The 23867-nt window shown below is 61.0% G+C and carries 24 protein-coding genes and 4 tRNA genes; 22 read left to right on the top strand and 6 right to left on the bottom strand.

Translation table 11 applies throughout. From position 1 onward, the window contains the following. Positions 1-12: 12 nt before the first annotated feature. The 13 genes from ACE3SE_RS17260 to ACE3SE_RS17200 all read left to right on the top strand — a co-directional run bounded on the left by ACE3SE_RS17260 (position 13) and on the right by ACE3SE_RS17200 (position 11166). Positions 13-1464: a hypothetical protein gene (locus tag ACE3SE_RS17260; protein WP_374557116.1), complete on the top strand. Its 1452-nt coding sequence runs from the start codon at positions 13-15 to the stop codon at positions 1462-1464. An 18-nt stretch (positions 1465-1482) separates the two neighbouring features. After that, complete coding sequence (locus ACE3SE_RS17255) at positions 1483-2025, top strand: GTP-binding protein (protein ID WP_045846087.1); 543 nt, start codon at positions 1483-1485, stop codon at positions 2023-2025. Next, complete coding sequence (locus tag ACE3SE_RS17250; protein WP_231588835.1) at positions 2025-2660, top strand: peptidase M23; 636 nt, start codon at positions 2025-2027, stop codon at positions 2658-2660. The genes ACE3SE_RS17255 and ACE3SE_RS17250 overlap by 1 nt, the downstream gene beginning before the upstream one ends. A 49-nt stretch (positions 2661-2709) precedes the next feature. Next, positions 2710-3072 carry a roadblock/LC7 domain-containing protein gene (locus ACE3SE_RS17245; RefSeq protein WP_045846088.1) on the top strand — a complete coding sequence of 121 codons (363 nt, stop codon included), beginning with the start codon at positions 2710-2712 and terminating at the stop codon, positions 3070-3072. 359 nt (positions 3073-3431) lie between these two features. Next, complete coding sequence (locus ACE3SE_RS17240; protein ID WP_131359021.1) at positions 3432-4877, top strand: circularly permuted type 2 ATP-grasp protein; 1446 nt, start codon at positions 3432-3434, stop codon at positions 4875-4877. Beyond that, positions 4871-5803: an alpha-E domain-containing protein gene (locus ACE3SE_RS17235; RefSeq protein WP_374557113.1), complete on the top strand. Its 933-nt coding sequence runs from the start codon at positions 4871-4873 to the stop codon at positions 5801-5803. The genes ACE3SE_RS17240 and ACE3SE_RS17235 overlap by 7 nt, the downstream gene beginning before the upstream one ends. 37 nt (positions 5804-5840) lie before the next feature. After that, positions 5841-6629, top strand: a complete 789-nt coding sequence (locus ACE3SE_RS17230; protein ID WP_131359014.1) for a transglutaminase family protein — start codon at positions 5841-5843, stop codon at positions 6627-6629. A 64-nt stretch (positions 6630-6693) separates the two neighbouring features. Further along, on the top strand, positions 6694-7410 hold the full coding sequence (locus ACE3SE_RS17225; protein WP_374557111.1) for a peptidase: 717 nt from the start codon (positions 6694-6696) through the stop codon (positions 7408-7410). Positions 7411-7481: 71 nt separating this feature from the next. Then, on the top strand, positions 7482-8105 hold the full coding sequence (locus ACE3SE_RS17220) for a YecA/YgfB family protein (protein WP_045846093.1): 624 nt from the start codon (positions 7482-7484) through the stop codon (positions 8103-8105). 112 nt (positions 8106-8217) lie between these two features. Continuing rightward, positions 8218-9288 (top strand): alginate lyase family protein, encoded by a 1071-nt coding sequence (locus ACE3SE_RS17215; RefSeq protein WP_374557107.1) that lies wholly within the window; start codon positions 8218-8220, stop codon positions 9286-9288. A 52-nt stretch (positions 9289-9340) separates the two neighbouring features. Then, positions 9341-10168, top strand: a complete 828-nt coding sequence (locus tag ACE3SE_RS17210) for an undecaprenyl-diphosphate phosphatase (RefSeq protein ID WP_045846094.1) — start codon at positions 9341-9343, stop codon at positions 10166-10168. Positions 10169-10329: 161 nt separating this feature from the next. Continuing rightward, entirely contained in the window at positions 10330-10803 is a 474-nt protein-coding gene (locus ACE3SE_RS17205) for an NUDIX hydrolase (protein WP_131359005.1), read from the top strand. Positions 10804-10809: 6 nt separating this feature from the next. Beyond that, the gene (locus ACE3SE_RS17200) at positions 10810-11166 is read left to right on the top strand and encodes a thioredoxin family protein (protein ID WP_374557104.1); all 357 of its coding nucleotides are present in this window, start codon (positions 10810-10812) and stop codon (positions 11164-11166) included. A gap of 251 nt (positions 11167-11417) precedes the next feature. On the opposite strand, the gene ACE3SE_RS17195 is transcribed toward ACE3SE_RS17200, so the two are convergent. From ACE3SE_RS17195 to folD, 3 genes are all read right to left on the bottom strand, one after another. Beyond that, complete coding sequence (locus tag ACE3SE_RS17195) at positions 11418-12023, bottom strand: hypothetical protein (protein ID WP_374557102.1); 606 nt, start codon at positions 12021-12023, stop codon at positions 11418-11420. Positions 12024-12032: 9 nt separating this feature from the next. Beyond that, complete coding sequence (gene purU, locus ACE3SE_RS17190; protein WP_062789409.1) at positions 12033-12896, bottom strand: formyltetrahydrofolate deformylase; 864 nt, start codon at positions 12894-12896, stop codon at positions 12033-12035. Between the two features lie 156 nt (positions 12897-13052). Beyond that, positions 13053-13904, bottom strand: a complete 852-nt coding sequence (gene folD, locus ACE3SE_RS17185) for a bifunctional methylenetetrahydrofolate dehydrogenase/methenyltetrahydrofolate cyclohydrolase FolD (protein WP_045846097.1) — start codon at positions 13902-13904, stop codon at positions 13053-13055. Between the two features lie 261 nt (positions 13905-14165). Between folD and ACE3SE_RS17180 the strand changes: the two genes are divergently transcribed. The 5 genes from ACE3SE_RS17180 (at position 14166) to ACE3SE_RS17160 (ending at position 15431) form a co-directional block, all read left to right on the top strand. After that, positions 14166-14242: transfer RNA gene (locus ACE3SE_RS17180), tRNA-Pro, on the top strand. A gap of 19 nt (positions 14243-14261) precedes the next feature. Next, positions 14262-14338, top strand: a tRNA-Arg gene (locus tag ACE3SE_RS17175). A 53-nt stretch (positions 14339-14391) separates the two neighbouring features. Further along, positions 14392-14467 (top strand) — tRNA-His (locus ACE3SE_RS17170). Between the two features lie 50 nt (positions 14468-14517). After that, positions 14518-14593 (top strand) — tRNA-His (locus tag ACE3SE_RS17165). 166 nt (positions 14594-14759) lie between these two features. Next, positions 14760-15431, top strand: a complete 672-nt coding sequence (locus ACE3SE_RS17160) for a GntR family transcriptional regulator (protein WP_062789410.1) — start codon at positions 14760-14762, stop codon at positions 15429-15431. Between the two features lie 54 nt (positions 15432-15485). Here the strand turns inward: ACE3SE_RS17160 and ACE3SE_RS17155 are convergent, their stop codons facing one another. After that, on the bottom strand, positions 15486-16406 hold the full coding sequence (locus ACE3SE_RS17155; RefSeq protein ID WP_374557098.1) for a LysR family transcriptional regulator: 921 nt from the start codon (positions 16404-16406) through the stop codon (positions 15486-15488). 125 nt (positions 16407-16531) lie between these two features. On the opposite strand from ACE3SE_RS17155, the gene ACE3SE_RS17150 reads away from it, so the two are divergent. Both ACE3SE_RS17150 and ACE3SE_RS17145 read left to right on the top strand, forming a co-directional pair. Next, positions 16532-17386, top strand: a complete 855-nt coding sequence (locus tag ACE3SE_RS17150) for a pirin family protein (protein WP_131358997.1) — start codon at positions 16532-16534, stop codon at positions 17384-17386. Positions 17387-17449: 63 nt separating this feature from the next. Continuing rightward, entirely contained in the window at positions 17450-18325 is an 876-nt protein-coding gene (locus tag ACE3SE_RS17145; RefSeq protein WP_374557096.1) for a pirin family protein, read from the top strand. Positions 18326-18330: 5 nt separating this feature from the next. Here the strand turns inward: ACE3SE_RS17145 and ACE3SE_RS17140 are convergent, their stop codons facing one another. Then, a complete protein-coding gene (locus tag ACE3SE_RS17140) occupies positions 18331-19512 on the bottom strand; it encodes an ABC transporter substrate-binding protein (RefSeq protein WP_374557093.1) in 1182 nt (393 codons plus the stop codon). Between the two features lie 210 nt (positions 19513-19722). Here ACE3SE_RS17140 and ACE3SE_RS17135 point away from each other — a divergent pair, with 210 nt between their 5' ends. Both ACE3SE_RS17135 and ACE3SE_RS17130 read left to right on the top strand, forming a co-directional pair. After that, positions 19723-22368: a PAS domain S-box protein gene (locus ACE3SE_RS17135; RefSeq protein ID WP_374557091.1), complete on the top strand. Its 2646-nt coding sequence runs from the start codon at positions 19723-19725 to the stop codon at positions 22366-22368. Continuing rightward, positions 22365-22973: a response regulator transcription factor gene (locus ACE3SE_RS17130; protein ID WP_131358983.1), complete on the top strand. Its 609-nt coding sequence runs from the start codon at positions 22365-22367 to the stop codon at positions 22971-22973. The genes ACE3SE_RS17135 and ACE3SE_RS17130 overlap by 4 nt, the downstream gene beginning before the upstream one ends. Before the next feature lie 231 nt (positions 22974-23204). Here the strand turns inward: ACE3SE_RS17130 and ACE3SE_RS17125 are convergent, their stop codons facing one another. Further along, on the bottom strand, positions 23205-23696 hold the full coding sequence (locus tag ACE3SE_RS17125) for a hypothetical protein (protein ID WP_374557089.1): 492 nt from the start codon (positions 23694-23696) through the stop codon (positions 23205-23207). Positions 23697-23867: the final 171 nt, after the last annotated feature.

Raw genomic sequence — 23867 nt, 5'->3', positions numbered from 1 at the left:
GAAAACCAGACCATGATGCCCAGCAACACTGCACAAGCCCGCTCCATCACCGTCATGCCGGTGGGCATGGATACCCGCAAACTGTCGGTATTCCGCATGGCGTTCCGCATGCACCACTCGCATCAACACTACCAGCTGCTGGACGAGGCTCCGGGCCTGAATCCTGACCTGGCCATTGTCGATGTCGACAGCATCACCGGCTGGAATGCCTGGCATGACTTTCGTGCCGAACACCCGCACCTGCCGGCGCTGATTGTCACCACCACGCCACCCAGCGATGCCCCTGCGGCCGTGCTGCGCAAGCCCATCCGCATTGAAACCCTGTTTCCGCAAATGCGCGAGCTGCTACGCCAGCCGCCGCAAACCAGCCCGTTGCGCAGCATGGCGGAGCAGCCGGCAGCACAGCGCCCAGCGCATCACGCGGCCCCCCCGTCCAGGACAACAAGCCAGGCGGACATCAGCGGCCACACCCCGGTCAGCGATGCCGCGGCCTATGTAGCCAGCGTGGCACCCACGCTGGATGCGGTAATCAGCCAGTCACAGGCCGCCCACCGCGCCGAGGCCGCCGCGCGTCAGCAGGAAAGCCATAGCGCGGCTACATCCGACTTGCCGCAGTTGATGGATTTGCCGGATGAACAGCCCGAGGCAGAGACCGCATCCGCAGAGGACAAAACCGCGCTGGCGCATGAGCATGATGATGTAGTGCGCAGCATGCTGCCGCCGGCGAGCGCGCATCACACCAGTGCCACGCAGCCTGCAACCCAGGCCGAGCCGCACATCATCAGTTATGCCCGCTTCGACCCGCATGCCGGCTTGTTCGGCCTGGTGGCACGCCTGTTGCGCCAGCGCAGCAATGCGGTGGTACGCGTGCGTGAGGTGCCGGTGCTGATTGTGCAAGCAGCCCAGGACAAGGCCTGGCTGCTGCAGCCGCTGGATAGCCTGCAAGCGCTATGCGCCCACACCAGCCAGGAAGTGGACCACCAAGCCTGGAACGACAGCACCGTCCCCGCCAGGGCCGAGGAAATCCGCCCGCAAACCCTGGCCTGGCAGCTCGCCATCTGGACCTGTCAGGGGCGGCTGATGCGTGGCATTTCCGCCGACACCCCCATCCGTCTGCGCTACTGGCCCAATCTGACGCGGCTGGCCCCCATTCCGGAAGCCATGCGCATCACCGCCTTTCTGACGCGTACCCCGGTGAATCTCAAGCTGATCACCCGCTTGCTGAAAGTGCCGCCGGAGCATCTGTTCAACTATCTGGCAGCCGCCTATGGCATAGGCATCCTGGATCTGCCGAATCGCAACACCACCTTGCAGGTAATGAGCACCGAACCGGTGCGCCCACCGCCACGCAAGGAAGCCGCTGCCGCCGTATCTCCGGCGGATGCAGCCCCGGCCAGCATCCAGACCGCACCAGGCAGTGGCAGCCTGCTGTCACGCCTGCTGAAAAAAGTCATTGGCCTGTAACCAGGAAACCCCTTATCCATGCGAGCTTACGATAACAAAATCATCTTTGCCGGCCCGGTAGGCGCTGGCAAAACCACCGCCATTGCTGCCATCAGCGATATTGCGCCGGTCACCACCGATGCCCGTGCATCCGACATGACACTCAACCGCAAGGACACCACCACCGTGGCACTGGACTACGGGGTACTGATGCTGGACGAGGCCACCAAGGTGCATCTGTACGGTACGCCGGGTCAGGAACGCTTTGACTTCATGTGGGACATCCTCAGCCATGGCGGTATCGGGCTGATCCTGCTGCTGGACAATACCCGCGCCAATCCGGTGAAGGATTTACAGTTTTTCCTGAACGCCTTCCGCGACATGCTCAAGGTGGCACCGCTGGTGATTGGCGTCACCAAGACCGATGTGCGCGCCACCCCCAGCATCGAAACCTATGCCGCGCTGCTGGAAAAATTCGATATGCGCCCGCCCATTTTCGAAATTGACGCCCGCTCCCGGGAGGACGTCAAAAAGCTGGTGCTGGCCTTGCTGTTCTCCATCGACCCCGGGCTGGAAAGCTGATGATGTCAGACCACCTCTCGCTCAAGGATGCGCTGTATCCGATCACCAGTCCGGCCGGCGCCTACTATGCGGTATCCAGCCCGGACCAGGATGCCGCGCGCGTGCTGCTCACCCATATCCTGCGCCTGGGCCATGCGGTTCCGCTCACCACCGAATTGCTGGCCGAATGGCATGACAACAATCTGGAACGCGGGCTGGAAACCCTGTATCGCCTGCAAAGACTGGATTTTGTCCACGGCACCACCGAGCCGCGCCCCACGCTGGCGGTGAATCTGGAAAGCCAGCTGCCCACCCTGCTGGCGGCGCTGTCCGATACCGGCCGGGCGCTGCTGGCTGACGACAATGGCCTGTACTACGCCACCGCCGGTTTTCACCACGAGTCGGCCGAGGAAATAGCTGCGCTGGCCGGCGACATCATGTCGCTCAACCGCCGTCATGGCTTGCTGCTGAAAAACAATCTCAACATCCACAGCCTGGCCTGGGCCGTCAGCAACCCGGCCGGTCATAGCGAACTGGGCTTTTTCCCCTTGCATGTGGGCCAGCAGTCATTCGTGCTGGTCATCGGCGGTACGCCGCAATTGCAAGACGAACACTTCGTGACGCTGATCGAGTTGCTCAGCCGTCGTTACGCCTGAACAAGCACCCGCCCCGACACGGGCCACCGAATACCCCCTGGAGAAAACCATGCGTGAACAAATGCTCAAATCCATCCTGAGTGACCTCAACGGTGCCTCGGCCGATATCGAAGCCTCGGCCATCATCTCGTCCGACGGCCTGACCATGGCCGCCCTGCTGCCACAGGATGTGGATGAAGACCGGGTGGGCGCCATGGCCGCCGCCATGCTGTCACTGGGTGAGCGCACCGCCAAGGAACTGGCACGTGGCGAACTGGAACAAGTGATGGTGAAGGGTGACAACGGCTACATCCTGATGAGTTACGCTGGCAAGGATGCCGTACTCACCGTGATTGCCCGGCGTGAAGCCAAGCTGGGCCTGATTTTCCTCGATGCCAAACGCGCCGCGCGCAATATTGCCGAAATCCTCTGATCACACCGGCAACCGGTGGCAGGTGGCCTTCACGCCCGCCTGCCCCGGCATCGCCCGCCCGGACTCTACCGCCCTGCACCATTCTCAGCCACAGCCTGCACCACAGTTTGCACCCGTGTGTCATTAAGGTGCAGCACCGCCATCTTTCTGTATTTTTTACAGCAGCATTAATCAATCAATTTTCAATACCGCGCTGAAGAACTGCGGTCAGCGCCATATTCTCCCATCTGCCCGCCCAGCGTTTTACCTGCTTCAGACCTGCGCCCTGCCTGGGTCACGGTCAAAATGACGGTTGCCCGGCATTTCTGGGCACGCTTATTGCCTTACTCCCTTTACAAGCCAACAAGGGGGAATGCGCGATGCACCGGATTACACCGCTAGACCACACCCACTACGACGAAATGCTGATGCCCGGACAAGATACCCGCCCGTCCTACCAGCGTTTTGCCAACTGGCTGAACCAGGCGCCTCTGGCCTGGCTGCGCGACAAGCAAAGCGAGGCTGACACCCTGTTTCGCCGCGTGGGCATCACCTTTGCCGTATACGGCGACGAAAGCGGCTCGGAACGGCTGATCCCGTTTGACACCATTCCGCGCATCATTTCTGCCAGCGAATGGAAAACCCTGGAAGCAGGCTGCATCCAGCGGGTAACGGCGCTCAACCGCTTCTTGCACGACATCTATCACGACCAGGACATCCTCAAGGCCGGCATCATCCCGCCCGAGCAGATCCTCACCAATGCGGGCTACCAGCTGGCCATGCAGGGCATAGACCTGCCACGTCAGGTATACGCCCACATTGCCGGGGTGGACATCATCCGCCACAACGACGGTGGTTTTTATGTGCTGGAGGACAATCTGCGCACACCATCCGGCGTGAGCTACATGCTGGAAAACCGCAAGATGATGATGCGGCTGTTCCCCGAGCTGTTTGCCAGCCACGACATCACCCCGGTCGAGCACTACCCCAATATGTTGCTGGACACCTTGCGCTCGGTTTCGCCGGCCGAGGTGGACAACCCCACGGTGGTGGTACTCACCCCCGGCCAGTACAACAGCGCCTATTTCGAGCACGCCTTCCTGGCCAGCCAGATGGGGGTGGAACTGGTAGAGGGGCAGGACCTGTTCGTCAAGAACGGTTATGTCTACATGCGCACCACCTCCGGCCCGCAGCGGGTGGACGTGATTTACCGCCGGCTGGACGATGCCTATCTGGACCCGCTGGCCTTCAACCCCGGCTCCATGCTGGGCGTGCCGGGCCTGATGTCGGTGTATCGCGAAGGTCGCGTCACCGTATGCAATGCCGTGGGCACCGGCGTGGCGGACGACAAGTCCATCTACCCTTATGTACCGGACATGATCCGCTTCTATCTTGGCGAGGAACCCATCCTGCACAATGTGCCCACCTGGCAATTGCGCAAGCCGGACGACCTGGCCTACGTGCTGGATCACCTGTCCGAGCTGGTAGTGAAGGAAGTCCACGGCGCTGGCGGCTACGGCATGCTGGTTGGCCCGGCCTCCACCCAGGCGGAAATCGAAGCCTACCGCCTGCGCATCCTGGAAGACCCGGCCAACTTCATTGCCCAGCCCACGCTGTCCCTGTCCACCTGCCCTACTTTTGTCGAATCCGGCATTGCACCGCGCCATATCGACCTGCGCCCCTTTGTGTTGTCGGGCAAGAAAGTGCAGCTGGTGGCCGGCGGCCTCACCCGCGTGGCACTACGTGAAGGCTCACTGGTGGTCAATTCGTCGCAAGGCGGCGGCACCAAAGATACCTGGATCCTGAAGGAGGACATCACATGCTGAGCCGAATGGCAGGGTGCCTGTACTGGATGGCACGCAATATGGAACGCGCCGAAAACACCGCGCGCTTGCTGGATGTCAGCTTGCAGATGTCGCTATTGCATGCGTCCTCGCAAGACGACTTGCTGGTACCGCTGGATGTCACCGGCAGCACGGCGGATTTTCTGCGCCGTCACCACACGCCCACGCCGCAAGCCGTGCTGCACTATCTGGCACTGGACAGCGAGAACCCGGGCAGCATTTACAACTGCATGCGCAATGCGCGGGAAAACGCCCATGTGGTGCGGGTGAAAATCACCACCGAGATGTGGGAGCAGGTGAACGGCACCTGGCTGGAAATGCGTGAATGGCATGCCCGCGGTCTGGATACCCGCAGCGCATCGGCCTTTCTGGAATGGGTACGCGAACGCTCGCACCTGTTCCGTGGCGCGGGTTACGGCACCATGTTGCGCAACGACACCTTCCACTTTTCCCGCCTGGGCACCTTCATCGAACGCGCCGACAACACCGCGCGCATCCTGAACGTGAAGACCAAGCAGATCAGTGACAACGAGCCGGAAGCAGAAAACATCCTCGACTACTACCAGTGGGCGGCACTGCTGCGTTCGGTGTCCGGCTTCGAGGCCTATCGCGACATCTACCGCGACAGCATCACCCCGGAGCGGGTGGCCGAACTGCTGATCCTGCGCCACGACATGCCGCGCAGCCTGCGCGCCTGCTTTGGCGAAATCAACAAGGTGCTGGGCCGCATTGAAGGCCATGCAGGCCGCAGTGCACGGCGGCGCGCCAGTGAAATCCAGGCGCGGCTGACCTACAGCAGTATCGAGGACATCTTTGCCGACGGGCTGGAACAGACACTGGACAGCCTGATCGACGACATCATCCTGCTGGGCAACACCATCCACCACAGTTATCTGGAAGCTGCCTGAGCGCAGACCGGTCCGCATCATACAGAAAGGGATAGCCATGAGACTCGCCATCAGCCATGAAACACTGTATCGCTACGACAGCCCGGTACGTCACAGCACCCAATACCTGCGCCTGACACCGCAAGGCGGCAATGGCCTGCAGATTCTGGACTGGCAGCTGGAGCTGCCGGTGGCCGCGCACCGCAGCACCGACAGCTACGGCAATATCCTGCACGTCCTCACCCTGGACTACCCGCACCAGGAAATCCGCATCAAGGTGAGCGGCACAGTGGAAACCGACGACACCGCGCCCTTGAGCGACGACCTGCCGCCGCTGTTCTTCCTGCGCCAGACCGAACTGACCACACCGGACGAAGCCCTGTGCCGCTTTGCCGCCGCTTACCGCCAGCCAACGCCCAGCCTCGCCCAGCTGCAATCGCTGGTGGAAGGCATTCGCGAGCACATGCCCTTCTTGCCCGGCGAAACCCAAAGCCACACCCCGGCGGCGGCGGCCTTCGCCAAAGGTGCCGGCGTATGCCAGGACCATACCCATGTGTTTCTGAGCTGCGCCCGCCAGCTGGGCATTCCGGCGCGCTATGTCAGCGGTTATGTCTACTCGCCCGCGCATGCGGCAGACCATGTCTCCAGCCATGCCTGGGCCGAAGCCTGGGTGGACGGGGCCTGGCACAGCTTTGATGTGGCCAATGCCGTGGCAGCCAACGAGCATCACCTGAAGCTGGCCATCGGCATGGATTATCTGGATGCCTGCCCGGTACGCGGCGTGCGCTTTGGCGGTGGCACCGAAAGCATGACCGCCCAGGCGCGCGTCTGGCTGGACGGCCAGTGACACAGCAGCTAGATTGATTCAACTCCACCACACAAGTAGCTGCATCATGACTTACTGCGTCGCCATGAATCTTGCGTCCGGCATGCTGTTTGCCTCGGACTCCCGCACCAATGCCGGGGTGGACCACGTGTCCACCTTTCGCAAGATGCAATTTTTCCAGCAACCGGACGAGCGCCTGCTGGTGATGCTGTCCGCCGGCAATCTGGCCACCACCCAAAGTGTGGTCAGCCTGTTGCGCCAGCGCGCCAGTGCCAGCAGCAGCGAGCGCAACATCCTGAATGTTCCGTCCATGTACGATGCCGCCTGTCTGGTAGGCGATACCCTGCGTGAAATTGTCGAGCGCGATGGCCCCACCCTCAGCCAGTCCAAGATTGAAGTCGGCTGTTCCTTCCTCCTGGGCGGGCAAATCCGCGGGGAGGCACCGCGCCTGTTCAACATCTACCCGCAGGGCAATTTCATCGAGGCCACGCAGGACACGCCCTACTTCCAGATTGGCGAAGCCAAGTACGGCAAGCCCATCATCGACCGGGTGGTGAACTACCACACCCCGGTGGAAGACGCCGCCAAATGCGCACTGATCAGCTTTGACTCGACAATGAAGAGCAATCTGTCGGTTGGCCTGCCCATCGACATGCTGGTATATGACAAGGACGACTTCGGCCCCGGCATCCACCAGCGCATTACCGAGCACGACCCCTACTTCCAGCAGCTGCACACCGGCTGGGGCCAGGCCTTGCGCGAAGCCTTTGCCGCCCTGCCACCCATGCGCTGGAAGGAATAAGCGCGACAGGGAGGTGGGCAGTCCGGCCTGCGATCAGCGATAATGGCGCATTGATACCGAAAGACCCGCCGATGAAACACGCTCCGCTGACCGAGGCCGACTACCAGCGCCTGTCCACCACCCTGCAACGCTTTGCACGCCTGCAGTGCATGAACCTGGAAAAGCTGGACGGTTTCTTCACCGCCTTGCTGTGCGGCCCGGAAGCCATCAAGCCCACCGAATGTCTGCCGCTGATTCTGGGTGATGCCTTTGATGACGAGCAGGCATTCCGCAGCGAAAAGGATCTGGAAAAATTTGTCGCCCTGCTGATGGGCCACTGGCTGGACATCGCCCACACCCTGCAACAGGGCGCGGAATTCCAGCCCTGGCTGGATGCGGACGAACAGGGCGTGGTGCACGGCAATGACTGGGCCGAGGGCTTTGTCGAAGGCATGCAGCTGCAGCAGGACGACTGGAACCTGCTGTTTGACGATGCCGAACATGCTGCTGCGCTGGAAGCCATCATGGCGCTGGCCTTCGAACGCCACCCGGACCCGGAAATGCGTCCTTACATCGACAACAGCGACAGCAGCCAGCGCGAACAATGGCTGGCCGCCATCTCCCCTGCCGTGCAGGAAATCCACCAGTTTTTTGCCGCCATCCGCGCCCAGATGGAAGCCGATCTGGAGCAGGACGCCCTCGACCCGGAACACTGAACGCTCAGTGCCGCAGCAAGTGTAAATATTTGCTAGACTCAGCAAATCTCCACCCTTGACGGCCCTGCGTGCATGCAGGCTGGCCACCGCCAGCTGCTGCCAGACTCCAGACATGCTGACTTACTGGCGTTCACTGCCCATCTCCCTGAGCATGCTGCTGTGCTGGCTTGCCGGGACAGGCATGGCCTCTGCCAGCCCGTCGACTGCCTGGTGCATGGCCGGCAAGGCTGCACCCTCCTTGCTGCAAAGGGCGGAAGCCGCGCTCAGGCAAACGCCCGCTCCCTTGCCGCAAATTCATACCGAAGGCACCCTGCCGCATCAGGGCATTTTCGATCAGAGCATCAAGGCCAAGCAGGACTGGTTCCGCATGCGCGACCTGGCGCTGGCCTGGCAAGGCAGCGGCGAGCAACGCTATCTGGATGCCGTGGCACGCCAGCTGGATGCCTGGACACGGGTATATCAGCCCTCCTTCAACCCCATCGACGAAACCGACCTCGAAGCACTGATTGACGCCTATGCCATCACGGCCAATCAGCTACCCGTCGCCACTGCCACGCAGACACGGCAGCTGTTGCGGCAGCTGGCCGAGGGCTATGTGACGCGGATCCGTACCGCCAGACAGCCACTGGGGGCTACCTTCAGGAACAACTGGAACAGCCACCGCATCAAGCTGATCGCCCTGTCGGCCCTGGCCCTGCAGGATGCCGGCTTGCAAAAAGCCGCCACCGAACTGTTCCGCCAGCATCTGGAGCGCAATATCAATGCCCAGGGTGAAACGCTGGATTACCGCGAGCGCGATGCCCTGCACTATGTCACCTACGATCTGGAACCGCTGGTACGCGCCGCCATTGCCGCACGGCAGTGGCAGCAGGACTGGCTGCACGACAAGGCTGCCTCCGGAGGCAGCCTGCAATTGGCGCTGGACTGGCTGCGCCCTTATGCCGAAGGCCGGCTACAACATCAGGAGTTTGTTCACTCCCAGGTCCGTTTCGACTTCATCCGGCGCGAAGCCGGGCTGCCCGGCTTTGCCGGCAACTGGCAGGCCGCCACCAGTCGCAAACTGTATGCACTGGCCTCACGGCTCTCGCCCGACTACGACACCCCACTGCTGACCGGCCCTCACTTGCCGGACTGGATCACGCAATGCTGGGGCAGTGCGCTCAATGACACGTCATCAAACTGACATTTTCATCTGGTAAAACTGGCCATCTTTTTTACCTCACCATCGCTAAACCATGAATCCTGTTGAAGCACTGCTGTTTGCAGTCATCCAGGGGGTCAGTGAACTGTTTCCGATCAGCAGCCTGGGACACGGCATCCTGATTCCGGACTGGCTGCACTGGTCTCTCAATCGCAGTCATCCTGACTTCCTGCCCTTCATGGTGATGCTGCACCTGGGCACCGCCCTTGCCCTGCTGCTGTATTTCCACCGTGACTGGCGCGCACTCATCACCGGCTTCATCCGGGCGCGTGGCGGCAACAGCAATGCCGAAGCCAGGCTGATGTGGCGACTGGTCGCCGGCACCATTCCGGCCGGCCTGCTGGGACTACTGCTGGAAAAGCAATTGCGCGTGCTGTTCAGCAGTGCCACGGCGGTGCTGGTTTTTCTCAGCATCAACGGCCTGCTCCTGCTGTGGGGTGACCGCAAACAACAGGCAGCCAACGCCAGGACACTGGATGAACTGAGTCTGATGGGTGCCATCAAGATTGGCAGCGGGCAGGCACTGGCCCTGTTGCCCGGCATTTCCCGCTCCGGCGTCACCTTGCTCAGCGGCCTGGCACATGGCTTGAACCACGCCGCGGCGGCGCGCTTTTCCTTCCTGCTGGCTACCCCCATCATCCTGGCCGCCGGGGTGCTGGAAGTCCCCAAGCTGGCGCACAGCGGTCATGCCCAGCCCTGGGGCTTGTTACTGAGCTGCGGGCTGCTGGCCGGGGCCTGTGCCTATGCCAGCACCTGGTTTCTCATGCGCTATTTCAAGAAAAGCGAAATCGAATCGCTACGGCCATTTGGCTGGTATTGCCTGCTGCTGGGCCTGGGTGGACTGGCACTGCACTGGCTTTGAGTCCTGCGGAAGCTTCTGGAATACATGGCAGTTCATGCTGTCAAACCGGCTTGGACAGGCATTAAGACGCATTGACTGTTTGTCCCGGCCAAGGGCTTCCATTAGAATAGTCGACAGAACTGGGCCGCCATTTGCGGCCCGTATCTGTTATATCGAGACGCATGAGAAATCAGGACGACAAAAAGCCCGATCAACGCCTGCCGGCTGATCTGGCAAGACGTGCCACCGCCATCATCGAATTGCCCGACGGCGTTCTGGTTACCGCTGCGCGTGGCAGCCGCTACAACCTGCCGGGGGGCAAGGCCAACCGGGGCGAGTTACGCTCCCAGGCACTGATCCGGGAAATCCGCGAGGAGACCGGGCTGCGCATCAACTCCATGCTTTACCTGTTCGACCACATCACACCGCACAATGCCCACAAGGTTTACCTGTGCATTGCGCAGGGTCAGGCACGCCCGCAAGGTGAAATCGAACGGATTGCGCTGGTTTCTTCGCCGGATACCGAGCTGGACCTGTTCGTGGAAAGCCGCGCCATCCTGCGCCGCTATGCCAGGCTGCGTAATGAAGAAACCGCCAAGGGCCAAGCCTTGCGCGCCATTCTGGGCCTGGCACGCTATATCGCCAAGGTAGACTGAACCACCATGTCCGGCATGGACAGCGCCCGCTGGCGACAGCTGGACGAATTCGGTTTTCATCACACGCTGGCAAGCCTGCCCGGCAATACGCTGGTGCTGTTTGGCCAACCCGGCTGCTCTGCATGCCGCGCCTGGCACCAGCTGCTGGAAAGCTGGCAACCTGACTGCCTGCAACAGCTGGCCTATGTCGATGTGCAAGAGAGCATGGCTTTGGCGCACGCCTTCGACATTTTCCACCTGCCCACCCTGCTGCTGTTTGTCGACGGCCAGTATCACGGCCAGCTGCACAGCCCCATGCAACGCCAGGCCATCAACACTGCGCTGGAACAACTGCTGGCCGCACCGGCGAGCGAAGAACCCTGAAATAAGGCAACAAGGGCTGCCCGTGGGCAGCCCTTGTTGTTGGCCCCCCCTCTCGCTTTCCTTTCAGAAAGCGAGGCTCCCTTACAAGGTAAGGGCGGGGGGATAGGGAATAGATGGGAAGGCTGCGGAATCCAAGAGTTAGTCGAAAGGCCCGGCTTTGCCGGGTCCGCTGAAATCTCAGCAAATTACTTTGTCAGCAGCCTGAGCTGCCCCTGGGCAGCCCTTGTCGTTGGCAAATGGTCAGATGCACCCTACAGGTCGCTACTGCCCTTGCCACCTGCCGGCGCAGTGTCTGCAGGAGTGGACACCTCACCCACCGCACTGAGCATGTCCTGCGGAATGGTGACCCAGCCCATGCTGCTGGCCATTTGCAGGCTGATTGCCAGCGTCAGCATGGCCACCGGAGCAAACAGCATCACCCCAAACAGCACGCGTACCCGGGCAACCCCGGACACCACCGCCATGCTGTTCACCATCAGGGCGATGGTCAGCAGGGACAGCGCCAGATCGGCACCGAGAGCCGCGTCGTCCGGCAACCAGCTGGTCAGCGGCTCGACAAACTGCAGGCTGTTGCACAATACGATCAGGCCGAACAGCGACCCATCCGGCCGCCATTTGGCCAGCCGCAACCACACCGTGATGAACTGGGTGAACAGCAAGGTTTCCAGCCAGGTAAACATCAGCATGAACAGCATGCGGCCGAGCACGTTATTGCCCAGCTCACCGGTGCCGCCGCTGGCCACCAGTCCGAGGACCGTCAGCAACAGGGCCGGCATCCAGCGCGGATACTGGTATTGCTCCAGCGGACCAACGCGAAAACGCAGCAGCCCCAGCAAATCATCAATCAGACGGTGCATGATGCCGGCTCAGTCAAAAACAACGGTCTTGTTGCTGTAAGACAGGATGCGGTCATCCACATGCCAGCGCACGGCACGGGACAGCACCACTTTTTCCAGGTCGCGGCCCTTCTGGATCAGGTCTTCCACATCGTCACGGTGCGAAATGCGGGTGACTTCCTGCTCGATGATCGGACCTTCGTCCAGGTCTTCCGTCACATAATGGCTGGTAGCGCCAATCAGCTTCACACCGCGGGCAAAGGCGCGGTGATACGGCTTGGCACCATCGAATGCCGGCAGGAAGCTGTGGTGGATGTTGATGACGCGGTCCGGATAGCGTTTGACGAACTCACCGGACAGTACCTGCATGTAACGCGCCAGTACGATGAAATCGGCACCAGCCTCTTCCAGCAGGCGGAACTGTTCGGCCTCGGCCTCGGCCTTGTTCTCGCGCGTCACCGGGATCACATGGAAGGGAATGCCGTTGAACTCAACCAGACGGCGGCAATCTTCGTGATTGGAAATCACCAGCGGAATGTCGCAGTTCAGTTCGCCAATGCGCCAGCGGTGCAGCAAATCCACCAGGCAGTGTTCGTACTTGGATACGAAAATGGCCATGCGCGGCTTGCGGCTGGACAGGGAAACCTTCCAGGTCATGTTGTGCTCAGCGGCAATCGGCTGGAACGCAGCGGCAAACGCATCCATCGGCAGGGTAAAGCCGTCCAGCTCCCACTGGATACGCATCAGGAACAGGTTCTCGCTGGTATCCTGATGCTGGTCGGCATGCATGATGTTGGCGTTGTAAGTCATCAGAAAATTGGCCAGGGCCGCTACCAGGCCCTTCTTGTCCGGCGCACTGATCAGCAGCGTGGCCGATTGACGGGTATTGCTCATTATTACAGTCTCTTTGTCATTACATGATCAACGGCAGCCTTGCGGCTGTCACTTGCCAATTCCGCGTCGCCGTCACCATCCGGCAAAAGACAAACGCCACACGCCACAGGGATGACTACTCCCTGCAGCCTGTGGCGCTAGTTGCCGGTGACGGGATCAGGCGTTCAGATTGGCCGAATCCAGCGTATTCTGCAACAGCGTTGCCACGGTCATCGGACCGACACCACCCGGCACCGGGGTGATGAAACTGGCGCGCTCGGCAGCGGTGGCAAATTCCACATCGCCAGCCAGCTTGCCGGTATCCAGGCGGTTGATGCCCACATCAATCACCACGGCACCGGGCTTGATCCACTCACCCTTGATGAAGCCGGGAATGCCCACCGCCGCCACCACGATGTCAGCCTGGGCCACTTCATGTGCCAGGTCGGCAGTGGCGCTGTGACATACCGTCACCGTGGCACGTGCCAGCAGCATTTCCAGCGCCTGCGGACGACCAACGATATTGGATGCACCCACGATCACGGCTTTTTTGCCCTTGGGGTCGATGCCGTATTCTTCCAGCAGGGTCATCACACCACGCGGCGTGCACGGACGCAGCAGCGGCATCTTGATGGCCAGACGGCCCATATTATAGGGATGGAAACCGTCGACATCCTTCTTCGGATCGATGCGCTCGATCACGGCTTGCGGATCGATCTGCTTGGGCAGCGGCAGCTGAACCAGGATGCCATCCACGGTGGCATCGGCATTCAGGGTGTCAATGATGTCCAGCAATTCCTGTTGGCTGGTTTCAGCCGGCAGATCGTAGGCAACCGAACGGATGCCTGCTTTTTCGCAAGAACGCTTCTTGCTGCCTACATAGACACTGGATGCCGGGTCGTTGCCAACCAGGATCACTGCCAGTGCGGGGGCACGCTTGCCTGCCGCCACACGCTGTTTCACGCCTTCGCCTACCTTGGCGATGAGTTGTTCTGCTACTGCCTTACCATCAATGAGTTGCGCCGCCATGCCTGATTCCGTATGGAACTTGAAAAGAGGCGGCAATTTTCTCATTTTTTGGCTTTTTACGAAACTACAAAAATACATTAGGAATAATTTCACGTAAAGCAAAATTCACACAATAAGCATCTATTTATCATGAAGTTAGTCGAGACTCTCCTGCACGCTGGCCATCCTGCCGCAGCGGGCAAGCAGGTGGCGGACAAAAAAAGATTGCAAGACGGTGTTGACAGCAAAAGGGCCTATCCGTATAGTTGCGGTCTCTGTCGTCGGGGCGTAGCGCAGCCTGGTAGCGCACCTGATTTGGGATCAGGGGGTCGCGAGTTCGAATCCCGCCGCCCCGACCAGAAAAAGCCCGATAAGTGAGTGCCCGTAGCTCAACTGGATAGAGCACCGGCCTTCTAAGCCGGGGGTTACAGGTTCGATTCCTGTCGGGCGCGCCAGTACCCCAGTTTTTGTAGTCACTGGCAGTTGTAGTAGAATGCAGTACCCTGTGGTGGATGTAGCTCAGTTGGTAGAGTCCAGGATTGTGATTCCTGTTGTCGTGGGTTCGAGCCCCATCATCCACCCCACCCTCTTTCAGACGGTCAGCCCGCGGCTGGCAAGTCAACCCGCTTCGGCGGTGGATGTAGCTCAGTTGGTAGAGTCCAGGATTGTGATTCCTGTTGTCGTGGGTTCGAGCCCCATCATCCACCCCAGTCTTGCAAGAAAAACCCGGCTCCGGCCGGGTTTTTCTTTTCCAATGGCAAAATCTTTCACATTTGCGACAAAAAGCATCGCGATCCCCTCTTGTCTGACAATGGAAGCACCGTATAATCGAATCCATTTGCATTTATCCGATTGACTGACAGATCCTAAAAAACCATGACTACCCTGCAGCCGATCAAGCGCCAGACGCTGACCAGTGCCGTAACCGAATCGCTTCGCCAGCGCCTACTCTCGGGTGAGTTTGTTGATGGCCAGCAATTGCGCCAGGAAGCCCTATCCAACGAATACGGCGTCAGCCGGGTGCCGGTACGTGAAGCCCTGCGTCAGCTGGAAGCCGAAGGACTGATCCAGATCATCGACCACAAGGGCGCAGTGGTGTCCAAGCTGTCGCTGGAAGACGTGCTGGAACTGCTGGAAATCCGCGCCATGCTGGAAAGTGCGGTGCTGAAGGCCTCCATTCCCTGTCAGACCCCGGCCGACATCGTGCTGGCAGAGCAAACCCTGCACGAATTCGAGCTGGCGCTGCAAAAGAATGACGTCCGCCACTGGGGCGAACTCAACTCGCGCTTCCACCTGGCACTGTATCGCGCCGCCAAGCGCCCCAATACCCTGGCGCTGATTGAACAGCTGCACAACAAGACCGACCGCTACACCCGGATGCAGATCCTGTTCACCCGCACCATGGAACGCGCGCACGAAGAACACACCCGCCTGCTGGAATTGTGCAAGCAAGGTGCCGCCGAAGAAGCTGCGGAATTCATCCGCTTTCACATCCTGTCGGCCGGTCATGCGCTGGAGCACTATCTGCAAGGCCAGCAAGGCCATTAACCCCGCCTGCGTTAGCGCCATAAAACGACCAGCCTTGCGCTGGTCGTTTTGCTTTCAGCCTGGCTGATACGGCTGATACGCATCGCGCCAGCGCTCAGCCTCGGCCCGCAGGCAGTCGGCCAGCTGCAAGGTGGCCGGGCCCGCCTGCGAGGGGTCGGCCAGCACCAGATACAAGGCCGCTTTGCGCAAACCGCCATGCGCCAGCGGCAATGGCCGCAATCTGCCCGCCGCCACCGCAGGGGCAATGCGGTGCCAGGCCAGCCAGCCAAAGGCAAAGCCCTGCTCCACCGCGGCAATGGCCGTTTCCGGTTGCGACACCGTCCAGCGCTGCCAGGCACCCAGCCAGCCTTCATCGCGTGGCTGGCGCTGGCCGGAATCGCGCAATACCACTTGCACATGCTGCTGCAAGTCTTCCATTTCCAGCGCCCGCCCCAACCGGTGCAAGGGGTGGTCCGGCGCGGCACAGGCGACAAACTCCGCCTCCAGCAACCAGTCACCCAGAAAACCCTGCGGTACCCGCCCCGCCACCGCCAGCTCCACCTGCTGGCCATGCAGCGCATCATCCGCACCGGACATCACCACCTCGTGCATTTGCAGGCGGGTACTGGGGCAATGACTGGCAAACTGCCCCAGCGCCGGCAACAGCGCCGGGGTGGGAAACAGGCTGTCCACCGCCAGCCGCACTTCGGCCTCCCAGCCTTGCAGCAAGGAACGCGCCTTCTCTTCCAGCCGCAGTGATGCCGCCAGCACGTTCTGTGCATCGCGCAGCAACACCTCGCCTGCCGCTGTCAGCACCATGCGCCGCCCTTGTGCCTGCAGCAAGGGCATGCCCAGCTGCTCCTGCAATTGCGCCACCATATAACTGACCGATGACTGGCTGCGGTGCATGGCCCTGGCTGCCTGGGCGAAACCGCCTTCACTGACAATGCATTGCAAGACCTGCCACTGCTCCCAGGTAGTTCTGACTTGCTTCATTTATTTGATTTTCAGATTGATTACTACTGATTTTTGCGCTTTTTTATTCAAATTTCCACTGCAATAATGCAGTCCATGATCAACGGCCAGGCCCAGCAGCGCCGGCCCCGACAAGGAGATACAAGATGAGCACGCACAACATCAGCCGCGAAGTGGAACGCCTGATCAATGGCATGGAGGTTTCCGATGGTGCCGGTGTCCGCCTGTTGCGGGTACTGACCCACGACCTGCAACGCCGGCTGGACCCCTTCCTGATGCTGGACGAATTCCGTTCGGACAATCCGGATGACTACATTGCCGGCTTCCCGGACCACCCGCACCGTGGCTTCGAAACCGTCACCTACATGCTCGATGGCCGCATGCGCCACCGCGACAGCACCGGGCAGGAAGGCCTGCTAGGGCCGGGCGGTGTACAGTGGATGACCGCCGGGCGCGGCCTGATTCACTCCGAGCTGCCAGAGCAGGAAGACGGCCTGATGCATGGCTTCCAGCTGTGGGTGAACCTGCCGGCCAAGAACAAGATGATGGACCCGTGGTATCGGGATATTCCTTCGGCGGAAATTCCGGAACTGCAAACCGGGCACGGCAGCCGCCTGCGCCTGATTGCCGGTTGCGTGGCCAACCAGCCCGCTGCCATCCAGCGTCTGGATACCGAGCCGCTGTATCTGGACGTGCATCTGGCCGCCGGACAGGAAGAATTCCTCTCCATTCCGGCAAGCCATAATGCATTCATCTATGTTTATCAGGGCGAGCTGGAGGCTGGCAGTCACGGTCAGGCGGTCAAGCAGCGCCAGATGGCCATTCTGGCCAATGATGCGGCTGCCGGTGGCATCCGCGTGACCAGTGACGCACCAGCGCGCTTCCTGCTGGTGGCCGGCAAACCCCTGAACGAGCCGATTGCCCAGTGGGGACCGTTCGTGATGAACACCCGCGCCGAACTGGAAGCGGCGGCTGACGACTTCCGCAACGGTCGTTTCTGAACCAACACGCAGACAGCGGCTGTCGCCCTCACGGCGGCGGCCCTGTCAGCAGGAGCCCACACCATGCATACATGGAGCGAACGCATCAGCGCCAAGGTCAGCGATATCGGCTTTCCGGTGCGCCGCCTGCTACCCAGCCGCACTGCCCGTCATATCGGTCCCTTCATTTTTCTGGACCACATGGGCCCGGCCCATTTCAATCTGGATCAACGCGACAACGATGTGCGGCCGCACCCGCACATCGGTCTGGCCACCCTCACCTATCTGTTCAGCGGCGCGCTGATGCACCGCGACAGCCTGGGCAGCGTGCAGCGCATTGAGCCGGGCGCGGCCAACCTGATGATTGCCGGGCGCGGCATCGTGCATTCGGAACGCATTCCGGAGGACATCCGCAACAGCGGCACCCCGGTGGAAGGCCTGCAACTGTGGCTGGCCTTGCCGGTGGCACTGGAAGAATGCGAACCGGCCTTCATCCACTACGACCGCGACGCCCTGCCCTCATGGCAGCAGGATGGCAGCCGCATACAACTGGTAGTGGGCCATGCCTGGGGCCGCAGCGCACCGGTAGCCTTTCCCGGTGACGCACTGTATGCCGTGGTGGACATGGATGCCGGAGCAACACTGGACATTCCGCCGGGCTTTGCCGAGCGTGGTATTTACCTGGCCAGCGGCAGCATCAGCCTGGGCGATGAAAACCTGGCCAGTGGCGAACTGGGCCTGCTGCCGGACACGGCCACACCGCTGCGCCTGACCGCCCGCGAACCCAGCCGCCTCGCCTTGCTGGCCGGTCCCACGCCGGACGCCCACCGCATTCTGGACTGGAATTTCGTCTCTACCCGGCTGGAACGCATCCGTCAGGCCAGGGACGACTGGCAGCAAGGACGCTTTGCTCCGGTGCCGGGCGAAACCGAGTTCATCCCGCTGCCGGCTCGCGGCTGAGGCGCTTACTGGTGCGGTTTGTCAGCCGGGTAGGCATACACCACCCGGCCACGCTCCACCTTGCCGATGACAGGTACGTTCAGCTCCAGCGCCTCGTGGTCGTTGCGGCTGAATGGCTGCTTGTAGGTGGTGATCACCCCGGCCACCGGCTGATGCAGGTTTTCCAGCGCACGCACAATGGCAATGCCATCCAGCGAACCCGCCTGACGGATGGCCTCGGCCATCAGTTTCATGCCGTCATAGCCTTGCGCTGCCGAGGGTGGTGAAGGAATGCGACGGGTGTGGAACAACCACTGGTAGCCATCCAGAAAGTCCCGCCGTCTGGGGGTGTCATCTTCGGCCGGAATATAGCTTTGCACCATGCGCGCGCCTTCGCCATTGGGGCCGGCATTATCGATGAAGTTGGACATGGACAAGGTCCAGCTGCCGATGATGGGCACTTTCCAGTCCATGCGTGACATGGTGTTGGCCAGCTCGGCCAGTTCCGGGCCGATGGCATAGGTGAGAATGGCCTGACTGCCGGCATTGCGTGCCTGCAGCAGCGCATTGGCCATGTCCCGCTCCTGCAGGTTGAAGCGCGCCACATAGCTGGGCTTCAGGCCGTTCTGGCCCAGCGCACGTTCCAGCTCCATCAGGCCCTGATAGCCGTAATTGGTGTTGTCGGCAAAAATGGCCAGCTTGCGATAACCCGAACGCTGCACCGCCTCGCGCACAATCAACGGCGCTTGCAGGTCGTCCGCCGCCGCCACCCGGAAAATATAGTTGTCGGTATTGCCATGCAGTGGAAACTGCCGCGTCAGGATGGCGGCGGTGGCCACCGCCAGCATCACCGGAACCCGCGCATCCTGATAGTTCTTGCTGGCTGCCAGCGCCACCCCGGTATTGACGAAGCCCACCACCGCCACCACCCGGTCCTGGATGAGCAATTGCTGCGCCACCTTGATGCCACGCGCCGGGATGCCGCCATCGTCACGCTCCACCAGCTCGATGGGCCGCCCCAGCACACCACCGGCCTTGTTGATTTCGGCCGCAGCCAGACGGATGCCGTTGCGCATGCTCAGGCCCATGGGGGCAGAACCGCCGGTAAAGGCGCCGGGCACACCAATACGGATGGGTTGTGGTGCAGCCAGCACCAGGCTGCACAAAAGGCCCAACCCTATCCCACAGATGATGCTGATGCTGCGCATGCCGCTTGTCTTCCTGCCTGATCAAAACCAGCCGCGAGATTACCCCCGGCAAGGGCATGGACTCAAGTAGCACGCGAATTTGCACCAGCAAGCGCCACAACTGCGGGCCAACCCTTACAGTCAGGTTCTCCCGCTTGTCGTAAACTGGAGAAAATCATACCGGCCAGTATGTATTGCTGGCTTTTGCCACCTCTAGCCTACCGCCTTCCTATGCGCACACCCCGCTTTTACGCCTTACGCAAACGCAGTGGCTGGTATCAGTTGTTTCCCAACACCACCATCGTGCTGTTCTTCCTCACCATGGGCGTGATGCTGTGGACGCTGGACGCGCGCGAGGCAGAGCAGCAAAAAAGCAATCTGGCCCGCGATGCCTTGTGGGCCGAACAAACCCTGCAACTGAAGCTGGAAGACAATCTGGCCCAGTTGACCGACCTGGCGCGCAGCATGGGTAGCGGTGAAACCGACGAAGCCGGCTTCCAGACCCAGGCATCGCAACTGCTGGCCAATACCCCGGAAATGCTGGCGCTGGCGCGCAGCGACAGTCACGGCATCCTGCGCTGGACCGCCCCTTATGAAGATGGCCCGCTCTCCCCCGGTGCCAGCATCCAGGCACCGGCCGCTTTCAAGCTGGCCCAGCAAAACGGACGCTTTGCCTACAGTGCGCCGTTTCAGCGCAGCAACGGCAGCTGGCGCTACGAACTGGATATCCCGCTGTACCAGAACGGCCAGTTCAACGGCATGCTGGTGGCCATGTTCGATGCCGACAATGTGGTACGACGGCTGCCACCGGCCTGGTTCAGTGAAAAATACCAGCTGGAACTGCAAACCCGCGACGGCAAAACCATTGCCGCCAATGCCCAGAACCGCCTGCGTAGCGGTGTGGCGGAAAAACTGGAACTGCCCGGCACCGGGCTGGTGATTACCGCCCGGCCGGTAAAGGGTGCGATGACCCAGGCCCGGCTGCTGCAACTGGGGCTGATTGCCGGCATGGTACTGCTCACCCTGCTCAGCCTGCTCAGCCTCAACCGCCATATCCGTGGCCGGGTGGAAGCAGAACGCGAACGCGACCGGGTATACCGGCTGTCGCAGGAAATGCTGGGCGTGGTGCGGCGCGACACCACCATCCTGCAACTGAACCCGGCCTTTGAAAAAGGCCTGGGTTATAGCGCAGACGAACTGTTGGGCACGTCCTTCCTCAACTACCTGCTGCCCGAAGAGCGTGAAAGTGCACGCGACAGCTTCGAGCGGCTGTTTGATACCGGCGGGGCCGACCGCTTTGTGCAAACCCGCATCCTCACCAAATCAGGCGAAGTGCGCTGGATCGTATGGGCGCTAAGTCCCTTGGCCGACAGCGGCGTGGCCTATGTGTCCGGCCGTGACATCACGGCAGAAAAACAGGCTGAACAGGCGCTGCGTCAGGAGTCCGCCTTCCGCAAGGCGATGGAAGACTCCCTGGTGGTGGGCATCCGTGCCATCGACCTGCAAGGCCGCATCACCTATGTCAATCCGTCGTTTTGTGCCATCACCGGCTACAGCGAGCAGGAGCTGATCGGCCAGGCCGCCCCCTACCCCTACTGGCGGCAAGGGGTACTCAGCGAAGGCAACCGGCGCGACCTGGAAGACACGCTGGCAGGCGAAGCGCCACCGGAAGGTTTCCAGTCCATCCTGCAACGCAAGAATGGCGAAGTATTCGACGCCCACATCCTGGCTTCGCCGCTGATCGACGCCCACGGCCACCATACCGGCTGGATGGCGGTGCTGACCGACATCACCGAGCGGCTGGAAGCCCAGCGCCGGCTGGAAGCCTCGCACGACCGCTTTGTCACCGTCATCGAAGGGCTGGACGCTGCGGTCGCCGTAGTGGACCCGGCCTCGCTGGAATTGCTGTTCTGCAACCAGCGCTATCAGCAGTGGTTCACGCCGGACCAGCCGGCCGACAGCCAGCTGGGCTATTGCGACCTGCGGCTGGTGGAGCTGATGCGCAGCGCACGCGACGTGGACATGGAAGTGTGGATGGACCCGCCCTCGCGCTGGATTTCCATGCGCCGCCGCAGCATTCGCTGGGTGAATGGCCGCATTGTCTCCATGACCATTCTCACCGACACCACCCAGCAGCACGACGCCGAAGAACGCTACCAGCAGCAGATGCAGCAGCTGCAATCCACCTCGCGCCTGGTCACCATGGGCGAGATGGCCTCCACCCTGGCGCACGAACTGAACCAGCCGCTATCCGCCATTGCCAACTACCAGGCTGGCTGTATCGAGCGCATCCGCCAGGGCAAGGCCACACCGGAAGCGCTGCTGCCGGTGATGGAAAAGATTACCGCCCAGGCCGAGCGCGCCGGCACCGTGGTGCGCCGCATCCGCGAATTTGTCAAACAAAGCGAGCCGGACCGCAAGACCTGCCAGCTGCCTGACATCATCGAAGCCTCGCTGGCCATTGCCGATATTGAAGCCCGCCGTCAGGCCGCCACCATCGACATCCGGCTGGACAAGGACCTGCCGCCACTCTATGTCGACCCCATCCTGGTGGAACAGGTGCTGCTCAACCTGATCAAGAACGGCATCGAAGCCATGCAGGACTGCACCCCGGCCGAACGCGTGCTGCATGTGGAAGCGCGCCAGCTGAACCCGCGCCGCATCGAAGTGGCCATCAGCGACCACGGCCACGGCGTGCCGCTGGATCTGAAAGAACGCCTGTTCGATGCCTTCTTCACCACCAAGGCAGAAGGCATGGGCATGGGCCTGAATATCTGCCGCACCATCATCGAGTTCCACGAAGGCCAATTGTGGGTGGAAGACAAGCCCGGTGGTGGTAGTATTTTCCGATTCACGCTACCGGTGTCCGAAACATGAGTGCCAGCTCTCCCCAGGTTCACATCGTCGATGACGACGAAGCATTCCGTGACTCGCTGGTTTTCCTGCTGGAAAGCCACGACTACGCCATTTCCTGTCATGCCAGTGCCGAAGCACTGCTGGAAGACTTCCAGCCGCGCGGTGCCGGTTGCCTGATCGTGGATATCCGCATGCCTGGCATGAGCGGATTGGAACTGTTTGATGAACTCAGCGCCCGCCACAACCCCTGGCCGGTCATCTTCATCACCGGCCATGGCGACGTGCCGATGGCGGTGCAGGCGGTCAAGCGTGGCGCGCATGATTTTCTGGAAAAGCCGTTCAACCAGCAGGCGCTGCTCAATACCGTCGACAGCGCACTGGCGCTGAGCCAGCAGCAGCAGGCCAGCAGTGCCGCGCGCGACCGTTTTGCCGAATGCCTGGCCTCGCTCACCATCCGCGAACGCGAAGTGCTGGACAAGGTGGTGGAAGGCAAGATGAACAAGGTGATTGCCGACGAGCTGGGCATCAGCATCAAGACGGTGGAAGCCCACCGGGGCAAGATGATGGACAAGATGAAAGTGCGCTCGATTGCCGACCTGGTGCAGGCGGTGATGGCCAACCGCTAGAGGCTGGTCCGGGGCAGCCCTGCGGAATCAGGATAATCCCTAATGGAAACAGAGCTTTCCATTGCGTAACATCTCAGTTCACCCTGCCTGTTTCCGCACCCTTGACCGCGGATGCAGGCTGCGCTTGCACGGCGTTGACATGGGGTGAAAGTTAACCCTCCGTCGGAGCCTGGCTCTGACCCTGCAGACCCCGACCAGTCAGACTGGCGGGGTGTTTTTTTGTCTGTACCCTCACTCCGGGTCCCCAGGCAGCGCCGCACCAGGCGGGACTGCGCGCGAACTCCACACCATATACAGGCCGATAGCCCATACCAGAGGGGCAATGGGATAAACCTGCGAGGAATACCACATCAGCATCATCCTGTTCTGGTCGTGCAACAGAGTCGACAGCAGCATCGGCATACCAAAGGCAAGCACTACCAGCACGTTCATGCTGGCCAGCAGCCAATGCCCACGGCGATAGCGCTGTTCACGCGCCGGTTGCCGGACCAGGGGCAAGACATTGTATTTGGCAAATACAAACAGCACACCGATACATATCAGCAAATAAGACAAAAAAGATGACAGTGTATATGGCAGCATTCCATAGCCATCTTTTAACTTCAGCAACAATACCAGCACACCGGAAACCACCGTGAGCGGCAACTGCAAGGCTTGCGCGAACAACAACTCCGCCAGTGCCAGTACCGGTATAAAAAGATTCCATTTTGCCAGACGCATCATGCCCCCGTATTCATTGCGATCCGCCCTGCTGACAATGACAGGCCGGCCATAAGCACCGCCAGCCATAGCCCAAACGCAGTGAGTGGCAGCACAGGTAATTTAAATTTATTTGTCATTAAATGGCAGCATGTCACAGGGCAATGACAAGTGCAACAATGCGCGGCAGGCAAA

It is taken from the genome of Aquitalea pelogenes, assembly GCF_041914625.1.
GTDB lineage: Bacteria > Pseudomonadota > Gammaproteobacteria > Burkholderiales > Chromobacteriaceae > Aquitalea > Aquitalea pelogenes.
The sequence above is the reverse complement of the archived record's forward strand: the minus strand, read 5'-3'. Positions and strand labels throughout refer to the sequence as shown.

Excerpts from the sequence above, each read along its gene's own strand:
- ACE3SE_RS17260 (WP_374557116.1), top strand. The coding sequence starts at position 13 with ATGATGCCCAGCAACACTGCACAAGCCCGCTCCATCACCGTCATGCCG.
- ACE3SE_RS17255 (WP_045846087.1), top strand. The coding sequence starts at position 1,483 with ATGCGAGCTTACGATAACAAAATCATCTTTGCCGGCCCGGTAGGCGCT.
- ACE3SE_RS17250 (WP_231588835.1), top strand. The coding sequence starts at position 2,025 with ATGATGTCAGACCACCTCTCGCTCAAGGATGCGCTGTATCCGATCACC.
- ACE3SE_RS17245 (WP_045846088.1), top strand. The coding sequence starts at position 2,710 with ATGCGTGAACAAATGCTCAAATCCATCCTGAGTGACCTCAACGGTGCC.
- ACE3SE_RS17240 (WP_131359021.1), top strand. The coding sequence starts at position 3,432 with ATGCACCGGATTACACCGCTAGACCACACCCACTACGACGAAATGCTG.
- ACE3SE_RS17235 (WP_374557113.1), top strand. The coding sequence starts at position 4,871 with ATGCTGAGCCGAATGGCAGGGTGCCTGTACTGGATGGCACGCAATATG.
- ACE3SE_RS17230 (WP_131359014.1), top strand. The coding sequence starts at position 5,841 with ATGAGACTCGCCATCAGCCATGAAACACTGTATCGCTACGACAGCCCG.
- ACE3SE_RS17225 (WP_374557111.1), top strand. The coding sequence starts at position 6,694 with ATGAATCTTGCGTCCGGCATGCTGTTTGCCTCGGACTCCCGCACCAAT.
- ACE3SE_RS17220 (WP_045846093.1), top strand. The coding sequence starts at position 7,482 with ATGAAACACGCTCCGCTGACCGAGGCCGACTACCAGCGCCTGTCCACC.
- ACE3SE_RS17215 (WP_374557107.1), top strand. The coding sequence starts at position 8,218 with ATGCTGACTTACTGGCGTTCACTGCCCATCTCCCTGAGCATGCTGCTG.
- ACE3SE_RS17210 (WP_045846094.1), top strand. The coding sequence starts at position 9,341 with ATGAATCCTGTTGAAGCACTGCTGTTTGCAGTCATCCAGGGGGTCAGT.
- ACE3SE_RS17205 (WP_131359005.1), top strand. The coding sequence starts at position 10,330 with ATGAGAAATCAGGACGACAAAAAGCCCGATCAACGCCTGCCGGCTGAT.
- ACE3SE_RS17200 (WP_374557104.1), top strand. The coding sequence starts at position 10,810 with ATGTCCGGCATGGACAGCGCCCGCTGGCGACAGCTGGACGAATTCGGT.
- ACE3SE_RS17195 (WP_374557102.1), bottom strand. The coding sequence starts at position 12,023 with ATGCACCGTCTGATTGATGATTTGCTGGGGCTGCTGCGTTTTCGCGTT.
- purU (WP_062789409.1), bottom strand. The coding sequence starts at position 12,896 with ATGAGCAATACCCGTCAATCGGCCACGCTGCTGATCAGTGCGCCGGAC.
- folD (WP_045846097.1), bottom strand. The coding sequence starts at position 13,904 with ATGGCGGCGCAACTCATTGATGGTAAGGCAGTAGCAGAACAACTCATC.
- ACE3SE_RS17160 (WP_062789410.1), top strand. The coding sequence starts at position 14,760 with ATGACTACCCTGCAGCCGATCAAGCGCCAGACGCTGACCAGTGCCGTA.
- ACE3SE_RS17155 (WP_374557098.1), bottom strand. The coding sequence starts at position 16,406 with ATGAAGCAAGTCAGAACTACCTGGGAGCAGTGGCAGGTCTTGCAATGC.
- ACE3SE_RS17150 (WP_131358997.1), top strand. The coding sequence starts at position 16,532 with ATGAGCACGCACAACATCAGCCGCGAAGTGGAACGCCTGATCAATGGC.
- ACE3SE_RS17145 (WP_374557096.1), top strand. The coding sequence starts at position 17,450 with ATGCATACATGGAGCGAACGCATCAGCGCCAAGGTCAGCGATATCGGC.
- ACE3SE_RS17140 (WP_374557093.1), bottom strand. The coding sequence starts at position 19,512 with ATGCGCAGCATCAGCATCATCTGTGGGATAGGGTTGGGCCTTTTGTGC.
- ACE3SE_RS17135 (WP_374557091.1), top strand. The coding sequence starts at position 19,723 with ATGCGCACACCCCGCTTTTACGCCTTACGCAAACGCAGTGGCTGGTAT.
- ACE3SE_RS17130 (WP_131358983.1), top strand. The coding sequence starts at position 22,365 with ATGAGTGCCAGCTCTCCCCAGGTTCACATCGTCGATGACGACGAAGCA.
- ACE3SE_RS17125 (WP_374557089.1), bottom strand. The coding sequence starts at position 23,696 with ATGATGCGTCTGGCAAAATGGAATCTTTTTATACCGGTACTGGCACTG.